The organism is Enterococcus florum (assembly GCF_004309355.1).
Classification (GTDB): Bacteria; Bacillota; Bacilli; order Lactobacillales; family Enterococcaceae; genus Enterococcus_A; species Enterococcus_A florum.
In genome coordinates this window covers 63,584-77,583 of record NZ_BJCC01000024.1, presented here as the reverse complement: position 1 = coordinate 77,583, position 14,000 = coordinate 63,584, and the positions used below count along the sequence as shown (strand labels likewise).

At 44.6% G+C, this 14,000-nt stretch carries 14 protein-coding genes and 1 riboswitch; of the genes, 3 read left to right on the top strand and 11 right to left on the bottom strand.

The window, feature by feature from the left end; translation table 11 throughout:
* Positions 1–3: 3 nt before the first annotated feature.
* The 3 genes from NRIC_RS13815 to NRIC_RS13805 form a co-directional block, all read right to left on the bottom strand.
* Positions 4–525, bottom strand: a complete 522-nt coding sequence (locus NRIC_RS13815; protein WP_146623287.1) for a GNAT family N-acetyltransferase — start codon at positions 523–525, stop codon at positions 4–6.
* A gap of 77 nt (positions 526–602) precedes the next feature.
* A complete protein-coding gene (locus tag NRIC_RS13810; protein ID WP_146623328.1) occupies positions 603–1,847 on the bottom strand; it encodes an MFS transporter in 1,245 nt (414 codons plus the stop codon).
* Between the two features lie 156 nt (positions 1,848–2,003).
* Positions 2,004–2,990: a DUF4767 domain-containing protein gene (locus NRIC_RS13805; RefSeq protein WP_146623286.1), complete on the bottom strand. Its 987-nt coding sequence runs from the start codon at positions 2,988–2,990 to the stop codon at positions 2,004–2,006.
* 315 nt (positions 2,991–3,305) lie between these two features.
* Between NRIC_RS13805 and NRIC_RS13800 the strand changes: the two genes are divergently transcribed.
* A complete protein-coding gene (locus NRIC_RS13800; RefSeq protein WP_227873810.1) occupies positions 3,306–3,545 on the top strand; it encodes a DUF3788 family protein in 240 nt (79 codons plus the stop codon).
* Positions 3,546–3,862: 317 nt separating this feature from the next.
* Here the strand turns inward: NRIC_RS13800 and NRIC_RS13795 are convergent, their stop codons facing one another.
* Entirely contained in the window at positions 3,863–4,723 is an 861-nt protein-coding gene (locus tag NRIC_RS13795) for a Cof-type HAD-IIB family hydrolase (RefSeq protein WP_146623284.1), read from the bottom strand.
* Between the two features lie 173 nt (positions 4,724–4,896).
* Positions 4,897–4,988, top strand: a riboswitch (TPP riboswitch).
* Positions 4,989–5,119: 131 nt separating this feature from the next.
* On the opposite strand from NRIC_RS13795, the gene tenA reads away from it, so the two are divergent.
* Entirely contained in the window at positions 5,120–5,773 is a 654-nt protein-coding gene (gene tenA, locus NRIC_RS13790) for a thiaminase II (RefSeq protein WP_146623283.1), read from the top strand.
* Positions 5,774–5,812: 39 nt separating this feature from the next.
* Here tenA and NRIC_RS13785 read toward each other — a convergent pair whose 3' ends face one another.
* The 5 genes from NRIC_RS13785 to NRIC_RS13765 all read right to left on the bottom strand — a co-directional run bounded on the left by NRIC_RS13785 (position 5,813) and on the right by NRIC_RS13765 (position 11,488).
* Positions 5,813–7,258: an FGGY-family carbohydrate kinase gene (locus NRIC_RS13785; RefSeq protein ID WP_146623282.1), complete on the bottom strand. Its 1,446-nt coding sequence runs from the start codon at positions 7,256–7,258 to the stop codon at positions 5,813–5,815.
* An 87-nt stretch (positions 7,259–7,345) separates the two neighbouring features.
* The gene (locus NRIC_RS13780) at positions 7,346–8,122 is read right to left on the bottom strand and encodes an SDR family oxidoreductase (protein ID WP_146623281.1); all 777 of its coding nucleotides are present in this window, start codon (positions 8,120–8,122) and stop codon (positions 7,346–7,348) included.
* A gap of 93 nt (positions 8,123–8,215) precedes the next feature.
* Entirely contained in the window at positions 8,216–9,142 is a 927-nt protein-coding gene (locus NRIC_RS13775) for an electron transfer flavoprotein subunit alpha/FixB family protein (RefSeq protein WP_146623280.1), read from the bottom strand.
* On the bottom strand, positions 9,127–9,930 hold the full coding sequence (locus tag NRIC_RS13770) for an electron transfer flavoprotein subunit beta/FixA family protein (protein WP_146623279.1): 804 nt from the start codon (positions 9,928–9,930) through the stop codon (positions 9,127–9,129). Before NRIC_RS13770 ends, NRIC_RS13775 begins: the two co-directional genes overlap by 16 nt.
* 70 nt (positions 9,931–10,000) lie before the next feature.
* The gene (locus tag NRIC_RS13765; RefSeq protein ID WP_146623278.1) at positions 10,001–11,488 is read right to left on the bottom strand and encodes an FAD-binding oxidoreductase; all 1,488 of its coding nucleotides are present in this window, start codon (positions 11,486–11,488) and stop codon (positions 10,001–10,003) included.
* Positions 11,489–11,698: 210 nt separating this feature from the next.
* On the opposite strand from NRIC_RS13765, the gene NRIC_RS13760 reads away from it, so the two are divergent.
* A complete protein-coding gene (locus NRIC_RS13760) occupies positions 11,699–12,412 on the top strand; it encodes a MurR/RpiR family transcriptional regulator (RefSeq protein ID WP_146623277.1) in 714 nt (237 codons plus the stop codon).
* Positions 12,413–12,440: 28 nt separating this feature from the next.
* Here NRIC_RS13760 and NRIC_RS13755 read toward each other — a convergent pair whose 3' ends face one another.
* Entirely contained in the window at positions 12,441–13,085 is a 645-nt protein-coding gene (locus NRIC_RS13755) for an ABC transporter permease (protein ID WP_146623276.1), read from the bottom strand.
* On the bottom strand, positions 13,086–13,997 hold the full coding sequence (locus tag NRIC_RS13750; protein ID WP_146623275.1) for an osmoprotectant ABC transporter substrate-binding protein: 912 nt from the start codon (positions 13,995–13,997) through the stop codon (positions 13,086–13,088).
* Positions 13,998–14,000 lie beyond the last annotated feature (3 nt).

Sequence of the window (14,000 nt, the reverse complement as noted above, 5' to 3'; positions counted from 1 at the left end):
TTGTCATTCGCCCAGCTCCTTTTTCATGATCAAGTCAGTTTGCTCATCATCACCCATCAAAAAGGAATGCGTGCTCACCTGACGAAAGCCTTGTTTTTGATAAAAGGCCAAGGCACGCGTATTTTTTTCCCAAACGCCCAGCCAGATTGCCTCTCTGCCCTTTTCTCTCGCGACTTCCTCTGCTTTTTTCATCAAAGCCTGTCCCAGTCCTTGCCCATTTAGAGCATGATCTACATAGATTCGTTCGATCTCCAGTGCATTGTCGGCAATGGTTTCTGTTTGGGCCTCGTTGATGTTGACCTTTAAATAGCCTGCCAGCACTTGATCCGAGTAAATAAAGAAGAAACTGGAGTTTGGGTTTTGCAGCTCATTTTGCAATTTTTCCAGCTGATAGGCTTCAGTCAGATAGGCTGTCATATTTTCCGGAGTATTCTGGGCACTGAAGGTTTCAGTGAAAATACGGATACTTAACGCTTGTAAAATTTCCGCTTCGTCTAATTGAATAGGAACGATTGATATTGCCATCAAAAACACTCCTTTGCTTTTTTGACTATCTTACAAAAAGAAAAAACGATAAGCAAGCCCGCTTATCGTTTTTCTTTTTAATTCTCCTTGACTACATAAATATCGCTCTCTTTGGTCTCGCGGAACATCAAGAAGCATAAAAAAGAGACCAGTAAGACGATACCGCTGATAAATAAAACAGGTACAAACACCGAAACTGTTGTATTTTTAAACAGTACTCCCATCAATAATTGGCCTAATGGCACGGCGCACTGTGCTACAGCAATGATCGTAGCCATCACTTTTCCCAAATTGTGTTTCGGTGTGATTTTCTGCAAAAGAGAGATCAAATAGATCGAGATCGCACTCAGCATGATTCCTACGATGATCTCAGTTACCACGACTGCCAGGTACCCGATCGTTCCTCCAGCCAAGCTCATTACAACATTCATTCCAATTAATGCGATGCCCGAAGCAGTAAAGATCAAGTAAAAATTATTGAATCGAATTTTTTTAGTCAAAGGACCTGCAAAAACAGCCCCGACGATACTGGCCAAGCTGAATACGGCCATTCCGATTCCATACAAGGTATCATTGACCTGAAGGCCCATCCGCAAAATGATCGGCAGTCCCACAATAAAGAAGGGCGTCAATAAAAAGTTGATCAACGCAGCGATCACGATGGCTTTCAGCATCACCTGATTGTTTTTGACCTCTCGAAAACCATCTTTCAAATCAGCCGTCAGCATAGAAGCCAGACTACCAGTCTGAGTCCTTTTGGTAAACGGAATCTTCAAAAAACTCTCAATGATCGCGGCAATCACGAAGAAGAGAATACTGCTGGCTACCAAAACCTTTGCTCCGATGAGCCCATAAAAAATACCGCCAATGATCGGTGCGACCACGTTTGACAGTTGCAGGATGCCATTTGACAAGCCGTTCATCTTTTCCAGCTCATGCTCTTCTACCAATAATGGAATACTCGCTCCTACAACGGGTGTATCGAAGCTGCCTACGATCGACAATACGAAGATCAATAAAGCGATCCCTAAAATCGACTCTGAAGTGCCGATTACTAAAAATAGGAGCAAAGCGATCACCGCATTGGCGACATCCATCAAAACCATCAGCCGCTTGCGATCAAACCGATCCGCGATCGCACCGCCGATCGGCGCAAATAATACCGGAATACTTGAAATCGCCAGCACGGTCGCAAAGACATCGGCCCGCCCAGTCGCATCCAATACAAATAATGACAGTGCAAAACGTAAAATCGATCCGCCAAACACAGAAATAAACTGCCCCAACATCAAATAAAGAATATTCAACCTGTTTCCCTTCACACTCACTCCAACTCTCTTCATTTATTTACAAGTTCAGTGTATGTGATATTCCCCACGAGCTCATCCGCCTTAGGACCCATTGTCGAATGATACTTTAGGAGCAGTTGAATACGTTCATTTTGTAAATTTCTTCCGTCATTTCAGAAGCACCTCTTCTTATTTGTTCCAAAGTTCTTCTTCTGCAATCACCTTATGGTCGCTGTTTTGAACGGTGTATTTGCGACTTGGACGATCTGGATAAGATGTATTGCCATCATAAAAAATCAGGTCCGTTGTTGTGTCATTTTTAACGAATTCGTTATAGCTTCCTCCGGCTCCGCTGATATTGCTCCAATGCAGCACGATACGATTGCCGTTATGTTCTACTAGATTCCAGCATTTTCGATCGTAGTTTTCCCACAGGATATGCTGACTGATTTCATTTGCGGTGTTCCGATAAGTTGCTTCATAAAATTGGATCGCTTCCTCCATCGAGGTCCATTTCGTTTGGGGCTTGGCCGAAAGCTCAGGAATTTGTCCTTCAAATAGTTGTTGAAAACCAGCTGCTAAATCTTGGTTGTCTGTCGCTTTAAAATGAAACGCGCCATCTGGCATCTCTTGGTTTTGCATTGACATCAGCACAACTGGCTGCTGTTGATAAATCGCAAAAAAATACACGTGCTTTCCTGCATAAGGTGCAGACTCCGCATCAGAATAACTCGCAACGATCGAGTAGTCCGCAGAGGATGTCCCATTTTGAGACCATTCAGCAGAGACGATGGTATCATTCACCGCCATCGGCTGATTTTTGTTAGGACCTAAAATACCATCAGGCAGCTTCAATCCATAAAAATCAACACTGTTTCCTGGTTGATACGCTTGATAGGATTGTCCCATGCTCTCACCCCAATTCTCCATAAACTGTTGAAGAGCTGTTGCTTTGTTCGTATCCCAGACAGCAGTTGGCTGATCCGAGCTGCTTTCAGCGGTCGTTTGAGAGGATTGTATCGTGCTTGAACTTTTTTCTGAGCTTTCTTTTTTCTCTGTGGTTTGGTTCTTTGTTTCGAGTGTTCTGGTCTGACTATCGGTCGTCTTGTTATTGCTGCACCCGGCAGTTCCTAAAAAAATGAAGAGCAGACCTGCTCCTATCATCCAACGTTTCATTTTCTATTCCTCCTGATCGTTAACGTATCAGAGCTAAGCTTATCAAAAAATCTGGGTCACATATAGGGTGCTATTTAAAGCGGGTAATCCCTTTGCTATTCCGATGAGCCTATATAAAAATTGTACACAGCAATCGGTTAGCCAGGTACAGTCATCTTTTATTTCAATAGTTGCTGAACCATTTTCGGGCTTAAAAATGTCTGTTCCGCTAATCCGGTCGTCTGCAGACGTTTCATCATCACACCGAGATTTTCACCTATTCAATAATGTGTTTGTCCAGATCATACAGTCGGACTATCTTTTGTCCCTACGGTATTGTCTTGTCATCTCCTAGATCAAAGCCTGGTTCGTAATCTTAACACCTTAATTGCCGTAAATATGAAAGAAGCCGAATCGATGATCTCTCCTTGCAGCAGGTATACTCAAGCGTTGTTCAAGCAAACCAGTACTGGCGCTTTTGGCAAATCGCCGCCTATAGAAGTGACCAGCGAAGAAATTTTGCATGATGCTCAATTGTTGATTGCCTTGAGGGTGGCTCCACCAACATCTCGCTGACACTTTTGAAAAGGACATGAACTTATACGATGAAGTTCATGTCTTTTTCTTCTATTAATTTTCCACTTCGCGCAGTCGTTCAACGATTGATTTTTTGAAGCGATCTTAAAGCACAGAAAGGGTAATTTCCCATATGTTGTGTACTAGAACAGTAATTATATGAAGGAGATTCCCAATAGTTATCAAGTAATACCCAATGCTTTTAACATTGATTTCTTATCACCATTTGATCGTGACAAACGCCATGCATAAATTTTCTTGCTAATATGAAAGAGTAAAAAAGACAAGAAACCAAACTGATTTCCTGTCTTATCTTTCTATTTTGCATCCAGCGTCGATGCCTGAAGCACCAGTTCCTCTACTACGAGAGCGATGCCGTCCTGATTGTTGGAGTCGGTCACACGGTCTGCTGTCTGCTTCAATTCCCCAACCGCATTGTCCATCGCTACACCAATCCCTGCATATTCCACCATAGTAATGTCATTATGCCCATCACCGAATGCCAGCATGTTTGCACGTTCGATTCCTAACGGCACCAACACCGTTTCCAGCGCTTTCGCCTTATTGATGCCTTTCGCTGTAAATTCAAAATAAAAATCAGCGGTGAAGACACAGTGGAGATCGTCTTTGAAGGGTGCCATCATTTCTTGATGCATCTCCCTTAAATACTCAGGATCACCTGCCGTCAAAATTTTACTGACTGGAAAGTCAAGAAAATCGGCAAGATCTTTTTTTTCGCAGAGCAAATAATTGCCCGCTCGTGATTCATATTCGATGATATTCAATGGTTCTCCGCGATAAGTCACCCAGCAGTCAAATACATCGTTGACATACATGTATTCCTCTTTATCGATCATGATTTTGACATCAAACTGCTTCAGGTGCTCTAAAACTGCTTTGCCCTCTTCGATTGTTAGAGACTGATTGTACAGCTCCTTTTGATTTTCACAGTCTATGATTCTAGCCCCATTGTAGGAGACCAGCAAGCCATGATGCTTTTCCATCTCTAGTTCTTTGGCATAGGCCATCATTCCTGATGTTGGACGTCCTGACGCCAAAACGACTTTGACTCCTTTTTGTTGAGCACGAATCAAGCTTTCCTTGGTACGAGGACTGATCTGCTGTTGATCACTTAATAAGGTCCCATCCATATCTAAAATAATTGCTTTGATCGGCATATCTCCACCCCTTTTTTCCATCATAGCATGAAATTGTGGGAAGTAACCTGAGATTTTGAGAATTTCAAACACCGTTTATCCTTCGTGCATAAAACCAGCCCACTTTTGTAAATATTGATTCTTTTTTCGCATGTATTATTTGATAAAAAGGTATGCTATACTTTTAACAATTGAATAGACACGAGGGGTGCTTGATAAGCTGAGATAATACCCATTGAACCTGAAACAGTTAGGACTGACGCAGGGAAAGTGTGACCATGATGAAAGGATAGTTGTTATTTCCCCGGCTGCTTTTTTTGTGGTCGTTTTTTTTTATTAGCTGAGCGTCCCTTTTGTCTCATTTCGAGGAGAAGAGGGGTTTTTTGATGGAAAACCCATTCAGAAGGAGGAAAAAAGATGTTTACAGAGATGGCACGCAAAGAGGCTGCAGCGTACTGGGATGGAAGTTTTGAACATCCCTTTGTGCGTTCATTGGCTGAAGGTAACTTGTCTGCAGAGGTATTTCGCTATTACCTCTTGCAGGATCGGTATTATTTAGAGCATTTCAGCAAGCTTTACGGCTTGATCGCGGATCAGACGAATGATCCGGCAGTCAAGAAACAGTTGTTGGAGAATGCACAGAATTTGATGCTGGGAGAGGTCGCGATTCGGACTGATTTTTTTAACGAGTTGAAGATCACAGAAGAAGAGATCGTCAACACCCCAATCGCTCCCACGGCCTATCACTATGTTTCGCACATGTACCGACAATTGATTGATGGCACGCCGAACACTGCTTTTGCGGGTATGCTGCCGTGTGCCTGGTTGTATCAGGAGATTGGCACACGGCTAATCGAGAGTGGATCTCCGAGCCCTTTGTATCAGCGCTGGATCGAGACTTATTCTGGTGAGGAATCGGCGCAAGCGATCTGCAAAGAACGGGCGTTGCTGGATCGTTTATATGAAGAGAGCGCCGAGGGTGAACAGAAGCAAATGCTGGAGGCTTTCGTAATCAGCAGTAAAATGGAGTATGCTTTTTGGGAGATGGCGACACAACTTGAAAAATGGTAAATCAACACCCCCTAGCAAAACGAATGCTAGGGGGATTGCTTAGTTTTCTGGATGTAAAATTTTGTGCGTTTTTTTCAGAACTTCGTCGGTATACTCCGTCAAGCCTTGATAAACACCTTCATTCAATTGTTTGTAGATTTGCACGTTTTCTGGGACCGGAGTGAAGACATCTTTGACCTTGACCATTTTTTCAGCAGCTTCTTCATAAGTTGAATAGATGCCTAACCCAACAGCTGCGTTGATCGCGGCTCCGACACTGGCACTGCCGTTGACGACATTGCGCTTGATCGGCAGGTTGAAGACATCGGCGAAGATTTGCATTAGCAAATCGCTGTTTGATCCGCCGCCAGTAACGATGACCTCGTTGATTGATTTGCCTAATTCATCTGTCATGTTGGTCACATTGTTCTTCATCGTATAGGCGATACCTTCCAATATCGATCGATACATGTACCGGTAATCGTGATGAGCATTGAAGCCGATCATTACCCCTCGTTTAAACGGTTCCCATGGATTAGCTAGCCAGTCCAGCTTGGTCATCAAGCCGTCACTTCCTGCCGGAATATTGGCTGCCTGCTCGTTCAAGTATTCTTCTTCGCTGATGCCTTGGTAGTTGGAACGGATACTAATTTTTTCGCCTAACAGTTCTTTAAACCAAGAGACCGTCCACATGCCGCGGCGAATCCCATAGCCTTCATAAATGTACCGATGCGGCATGGAGGACATAATCCCCCAATAGCTGACTGCATCGCTTGGCGGCATCTCTTTGCCCATCATCATACTGCAAATATAGGTTCCTAAAGAAATAACGGCACTGGTGTCTTGAATCAGCCCCGCTCCCAGCGCTTCAACAGCTTTATCACTGGTGGTTGCAAAGACGGGCAGGCCTTCCGGCAAACCGGTTTTTTCACTGGCTTCCTTTGTGATGCTTCCTAATTGATCTCCCGGTTTGACTGCTTCGAACAGCATCTCTTTTGGAAGATTGTATTGCCTTAATACTTCCGCGTCTGTCGACCATTCCCAAGTTTGATAATCCACCGGCCATTGCCCAAAGTGGTTCCCAATGTTGTCCTTGAATTCGCCAGTCAATCGATGTGTAATATAACCGCTGGTCGACGTCACATATTGGACATCTGGGTTTTCATGTACATAAGGTGTGGCTGTTCGTTTGTCCATCCAGCTGATCACTGGCTGGGCTAAGGTCCCGTCTTTTTTCAACAGTACACGGCAGCAGCGAATAAAACCTAATCCAATGCCGACGATGTTTTCTTTGCGTATCCCAAACGCATCCATCGCCTTGTTCGATGCCGCACAAAGCGCATCCCACAGATCATCTCCCGGATGCTCAACGACCACGTCTTCCCCCAAGTGCATCGGCCGCAAACTTTCTTTCCCCTCGCCAACAATGTTGCCTTCTAGATCAAAAATCACGATTTTCGCACTTTGACTGCCGCCGTCGATCCCGACAATATATTTCTTCTCCATACGTCTCCTCATTTCTCATGGTAGTCATTACGTGTTGCTGTAGAGAAGACTGAGACTGTCTTCTCCCTTTCTTCGTGTTCGTCAAGATTAACGTACGAGGAAGCCGCCGTCGACTGCCAGGATATGTCCATTGACAAAGTGTGATGCTTCCGAAGCAAGAAAAGCGGTCGCTCCCATCAAATCGGCTACATCGCCCCAACGTCCTTCAGGAGTATGGTCCACGATCCATTTGCTGCGTTCCGGGTCTTCGATCGAAGCTTTGGCCGCATGCGTCTTAAAGTAACCCGGTGCGATTCCGTTGACTTGGATGTTGTACTGGGCCAATTCGTCACAGTACGCTTTCGTCAAACCAGCCAATCCATGCTTAGATGCTGCATAAGCAGGTGCCCATTGGCCGCCTAAGAAGGAGAACATTGAACAGATATTAATGATTTTTCCACTCTTTTGCGGGATCATTACTTTGGCTGCTTCATGGCTCATATCAAAGGCTGCAGTCAAGTTGATGTTGATCGTTGGGTCCCATTTGTCGCGGCCGTAGCTGACAACATCGTCGCAAGGACAGATACCGGCGCAGTTGACCAAAATATCGACTGAACCAAATTCAGCAACACATTTTTCGATAACTTCTTGGCAAACACCGTCTTTGGTAATGTCTGCTTCCATGTATGCGGTTTTCGCCCCACGTGCTTGTAAGACTGCATTAAAGTCGGGATCGTCAGGCATGATCGATGGCATAAAGATGTTTGCGCCTGCTTCAGCCAAAGCCAAAGAAAAGGCTTGTCCCAACCCTGTATTTCCGCCAGTGACGATGGCATTTTTGCCTTTGATGTGGAACATGTCCATATTAAATTCGTTGATTTCCATTGCTTTACCTTCTTTTTATTTATTTCGAAGCCAACTTTCGCTTCGATGTTATCCTTAAACCCATTTTTTGGTACAATCGTTCCCCTTTGACTGCTATTGATTTAACCGTGCCGTCAGCTTATGGACGAATTCAGCCGCATCTCCTACCACCACTAAATTGGCTAAGTAGTTTAACGGCGCTTTTTGATCGGTATTGACAGAGATCAGGTCTTTGACATTTTTCAAACCCTCCACATGCTGAATCGATCCGTAAATCCCTAATGCCAGATATAAGTCCGGACTGACCGTTTTCCCCGATTGTCCGACTTGAATCTCCCGAGGTGCCCGCTGCTGTTCGACGACAGCTTTGGAAGCAGCCAGGGAGCCATCCATTTTATCAGCCAGTTCCTGCAGACTTGCCATTTCTGCTGAATACCCCGCACCTGCCGAGATTAAAACATCAGCCTCACGAATATCTATAGCTGTTTTATTTTCTGAACTATCTAGAATTTCAATTGTTGACGCTTTCAAATTCTCAAGTGTGAACGGAATCATTTCTGGTTCCTTGGTCAGTGTTTGTGCATGAAAGACCTTCGGATGAACGCTGGCCATGATCGGTTCTGAGTCGCATATAATGTTCGCCAGAATATTGCCAGAAAATGCTGGTCGAATCAGTTGTCTGCCCTTACGATCCACCTCGATACCGGTGATATCTGCGACTAAACCCGCTTTTAGCCGCATTGCTGCTCGTGGAGCCACCATCCGGCCGAAATCAGTGGCTAGAAGGATCAGACTGTCAAATTGATAATTCCGGTAAACACGCTCAATGATGTCGGTCACTACCCGGCTGTCCTTAACTTGAAGGGCTGGATCATCGACACAAATCAGATAATCCAGTCCCTTCAACGCTTTGTCAGGCAGGTTGATCCCCAGACCATACACCACAGATTCCTCTTCTCCCGCTAAGCGGTCGGCTGCTTCGATCAGATCCAATGAATAATCCATAAACTCAGAATCAATTAAAATCAATGTCTTGAACATGCGATATACCCCTTTTCCTGCAAGAAGCGAACAACTTCCTCGATGCCTTGTTCGTCCACTTGAACCACTTTGCTTTCTTGCTTCTCCCGTTTGGCTACGCGGGTTTTGCGAACCTTGGTGGGTGACCCTTTGCGGCCGACTTCCTCTTCTGACAGGTTTAAGGTTTCGTTTGTTACTAGAGTGAAATGTGTATCGACGTTTTTATCAATATTTTCATATCTAACGAAACCTAAACGCAGATTCATCTGACTGGTCAGGCCTAGTACACAGGGGTTTTGAAGCTTCACGCGCAGTGTTTTCTCTTCATGGACGGCTTCCACGATTGAATGGTCTTTCGTCATCGCTTCGATGCTTCGAATGTTGGAAAACTGATCGATTTCCAAACATTCAGCAACTTGAGGACCCACGTGCCCGGTCCCACCATCCAACGTGTGAGTACCGGTTAACAGGATGTCAAAGTCTTTTGATCGCAAATATTCGGAGAGAATCACACTGGTTGCCAACGAATCACTGCCAGCAAATTGACGATCGCTGATCAACGTAGCATGATCCGCCCCTAAGCGAACCAGGTTTTTCAGTTCTTCCGCTGTCGAAGCTGGTCCCATCGACACCACTTCAACGTAAATCGATGTCTCTTGCTTCTTCTGATTTAGTGCCCAAGCAACCGCATTTCGGTCATCGGGATTTAAAATCATGCGTGATTTTTCTCGATTGATTTTGTCTGTTTCGTAGTCATATTCAAATTGCTCCGTATCAGGAACATATTTGATTAAACAAATGATCCGCATTGCCAACCCTTCCTAACTATTTGCCAAATTCACAGGAGTATCTTTCCCCACACTCTTATGAAGGATACTGCTATTTTTGGTACTTGTAGCCTTCTTGAACTGGATAGATGTTGCCATAGCTCATGATCCCCTTTGGATCGAAGGCCTTTTTCAACGTTTCCAGCATATAATAAGCTGATTCATGTTCTTGCTTCGTCCACTCGTTTCGGTATTTGCCGATTCCGTGGTGGTGGCACATGGAGCCGTCTAGCTTCAAAGTTTCTTCTACGATAATCGCTTGGATCGGATGATGGTAGATGCGCATTTCATCCTCCGGCTCGCAGTTGATCGTGTAGTTATAGACAAAGTACATGTTGGTCCCGTTGATGTAGCTGTGAGAAGAGTGTCCTCCCAGCATGGTCAGATCGTTCGCCCGCGGGAACTCATTTCGGATGCGGTCGATCACGTTGTTGTAGATCTTAGGGATAGTTTCCCAATCAGCAGAGATCTCTGTCGTATAGCCATCGTGTTTATCATTATCGATCATGCCTTGAACTTCATCATCGATCGTTTGCTGCGTCCAGTTCAATTGGTTGAACCAATTAGCAATCAGCTGGCTGTCGACTTGTTTGTACACGCCGTCTTTGAATTTTTCTACCGCTTCTTCGATCCCAGCGCCCGTTGCTTCAACGATGCCTTTAGGTCCTTCTGCCATGAAGATCAAGACACATTTATCTTCGTAAAAATGATAGAAATGCTGACGTGCATCCTCTGGTGAATAAGTCCGTGCCACCGATGGACGATACCCGTTGGCCATGACTTCGCGCAGTACTTTGATCCCGGTTTCCACATCGTTGACTAAGTAGCCAAAGAATTTGTTGTTTTCGGGATAGTACTTGAAAATCTTCACGGTCACTTCAGTGATGTAGCATAGCGTGCCTTCATTTCCGATCACGATATGACGGATGTCTGGTCCACCTGCGCGGCGAGAAACATTTTTAATGCGAGAAACATGACCATTGGGAAAAACGCACTCAAGCCCGACCACCATGTCTTCGATTCCGCCATACAAGGTCGAGAACTGACCGATCGAACGTGTAGAAACCAGCCCACCATATTGAGCTACCGGTTTGGACTGAGGGGAATGCCCTGTCGTATAGCCGATTTTTCTCAATTCATCCTCTAAAGCCTGTAAAGGAACACCGGCTTGAACCGTTGCCTGCATGTTGTAAGGATCGATATTAAGAATCTTGTTCATACGTGATCCATCAATCACTAGAGCCAAATCTTTCCAATTTTCCAAGCCGCCTTCAGTCGCTGTTTTCCCGCTTCGTGGGATCACGTTGATATCATTTTCATTGGCATACATCAGCAATGCTTTAACCTCATTGACAGTCTCTGGATAAACAACGGCTGTCGGAAGCGGATTATCTAAAACCCCTTTTGCCTTTGCGTATTTTCTGTAACGGTCTGATGCGGCATCGTACAATGTGTCGTGATCGACAACGACCTGTTGCTCAGAAACGATCTGTTTGATGTCGTTTACGATCGCTTCTTTTACTAACGTGTCAGAATTCATTCCATCTGCTCCATTCCTATTTTTTTAAGAAAGCGTTTTTTCTTACGAGCTTTAGTATAGAGAAAATTTCCGTCCGCGTCATTAAAATTTGATTAAATTTTCCAATTAATTTCAATTAAACGATAATATATGGAAAACTTTCCAATATTCTTGCTTTTTTCACAGTCGATATGGTACTCTTAACAAGCAATCAATGATGAGGTGGATGCTATGAGAATACAGCTAGAACGCTTAAATGACCTAGAGATCCAGATCCACAAAACGTTAAGCGAAGAAAGCAAGACCCGCTCCAATATGACGATCACTGAGGCCGCTGCACTGACCGGTGTCTCTACGTCAAAAATTTCCAAATTTGTCAAAAAGCTCGGTTTTTTGGGCTATAAGGAGTATTTTCGCTTCCTAACGGGGAAAGAGCTGGTTAAACGAAGAAAACTGACGACAGAATTTGCCCGGGTGCAGGAGTTCATGGAAAATTTCGATTATTCTTCTGTGGAATACCTCGCCGATCTCATTCGACAGTATGAGAAAATCATTCTGTTCGGCTATGGACCGACCAATATTTGCATGGAATATTTCGAATACAAGCTGAATTTCACGTTGGACAAAAATGTGATTCGAGCACCGCAGCCGAATCTGATTCCCAATCTGCTAACGGACAATTCGCTACTGCTGGTCTTCTCAGTGGCGGGTAAATTTGCCAGCTTCGATGCTCTATTTGAAGAAGCCAAACGCAAACAGGCCAAATCACTGCTGATCATCGAAGAACTCAACACTGAGCTGTCGATCGAATCCAGTGAAATCATTTATTTGACCAAATCCAAACAAGAAAGCGACCTGCAATCCCATGAAAAAACCCGAACGATCCTCCTAATGTTCATCGAGGAAGTCGTCCGAGAACTAAGCAAAAAGCAAGAGGAACACTGACCGCACATTTGGTCAATGTTCCTCTTTTTTAGTCATTGGCTTGAGCCAGTCTGCTGGCCAAGTCGATCAGCAGCTCAAACAGCCAGACGATCAATGTACATAATAAAGCCCCTGTCACCAGAATCGAAGTTCCGCCAACAGTATTGATGCCTCTGAGGATCACATCGCCTAATCCGCCTGCCCCGACAAAGGAACCGATCGTAGTCGTCCCAACAGCCAGCACCAGTGCGTTCTTGACTCCAGCTAAAATAACCGGAAGCGCTAACGGAATTTTGACCATGAAAAGAATCTGCCATTTGTCCATCCCAAGCCCTTTGGCACTGTCGATATAAATCGGCTCGACCGTGCTTAAGCCGACATAAGTATTTTTGATGATCGGCAGAATCGAATACATGATCACCGTCAAAATCACTGTTTTGGTTCCTAGTCCAAACAGAATCAGCACGATGATCAGCATCGCCATCGAAGGCACGGTTTGGATGATATTGACCACGCCGATCACATAATCCACAGCTTTAGGATATAAATCTAATAAAGTCCCGATGGGAAAACCAATCAAAATACACAGCAACACACTAATCAAAGAGGTCGACAAATGTGTTTGAATCTGCTCCAGCAGATAGGAGGCATTTTGTGTGATGTATTGCCCAAATTGTACAAAAAATTCCGTCATCTACTTGTCCTCCCGAAAATAATTGTGTTTTTCTAAAAATTGCTGCGCCACGATCTTCGGCTCGATCCGTTCACCATCAGACTGGTAATTCATACGCTGCATGGTTTCTGTGTCGATCTTACCATTCAATCTGCTAAGGATCGCTTGAATGTCCGGGTATCTTTTCAGCACATCATTATCTACCACCATGCTGCAGGTATACGGTGGAAAGAACACTCGGTCATCCTCCAGCATGACGAGATCGTAGGCACTGATTCGGCCATCTGTCGAATAGCCTAAGATCACATCGAACTCTCCGGCATAAACCGCATCATACAATAGCCCGATCTGCATAGGGAAAACACGTTTGAAGTCCATCCCGTACATTTTGGAAAAAGCTTGGTAGCCATCATTTTCACGTTCGTACCAGCCTTGATCCGTTCCAAGTGTAAAATCACCGGCGTACGTTTGCAGGTCGCTGACTTTTTCCAGCTGGTATTTTTCAGCCGTTTCTCTGGTCACCATAAATGTAAACTGATTGGCAAAGCCGTAGCTTGGAAACCAAGTTTGTTGATAGCGTTCTTGAAATTCCTTTTGGACTGTGGACAGGGCCTTTTCAGGCTCCTTGATGATCGGCAAGCCTAACGTGGTGACTAAATCAGTTCCAGTATAGCGGACTGAAGCGATGCTTAACTCCTTGCGTTCCATTGCAACTTGATTGACCTGAGCCGACACAAGATTGTTGAGGAATTTCACATCATGATCCGTCTCCGCTTTTAACAGCTCCACGATCATATTGCCGATGATTTGACTTTCTGAAGTCACTCCGCCGGAAACCGTGATCGTTTCCTCGGTTTGATTGGAAAAGCCGCGGATAGCCAGAAAGAGCGACAACAAAATCAGTCCAGCACTGAGTGCGATTTTTTTTATCATATC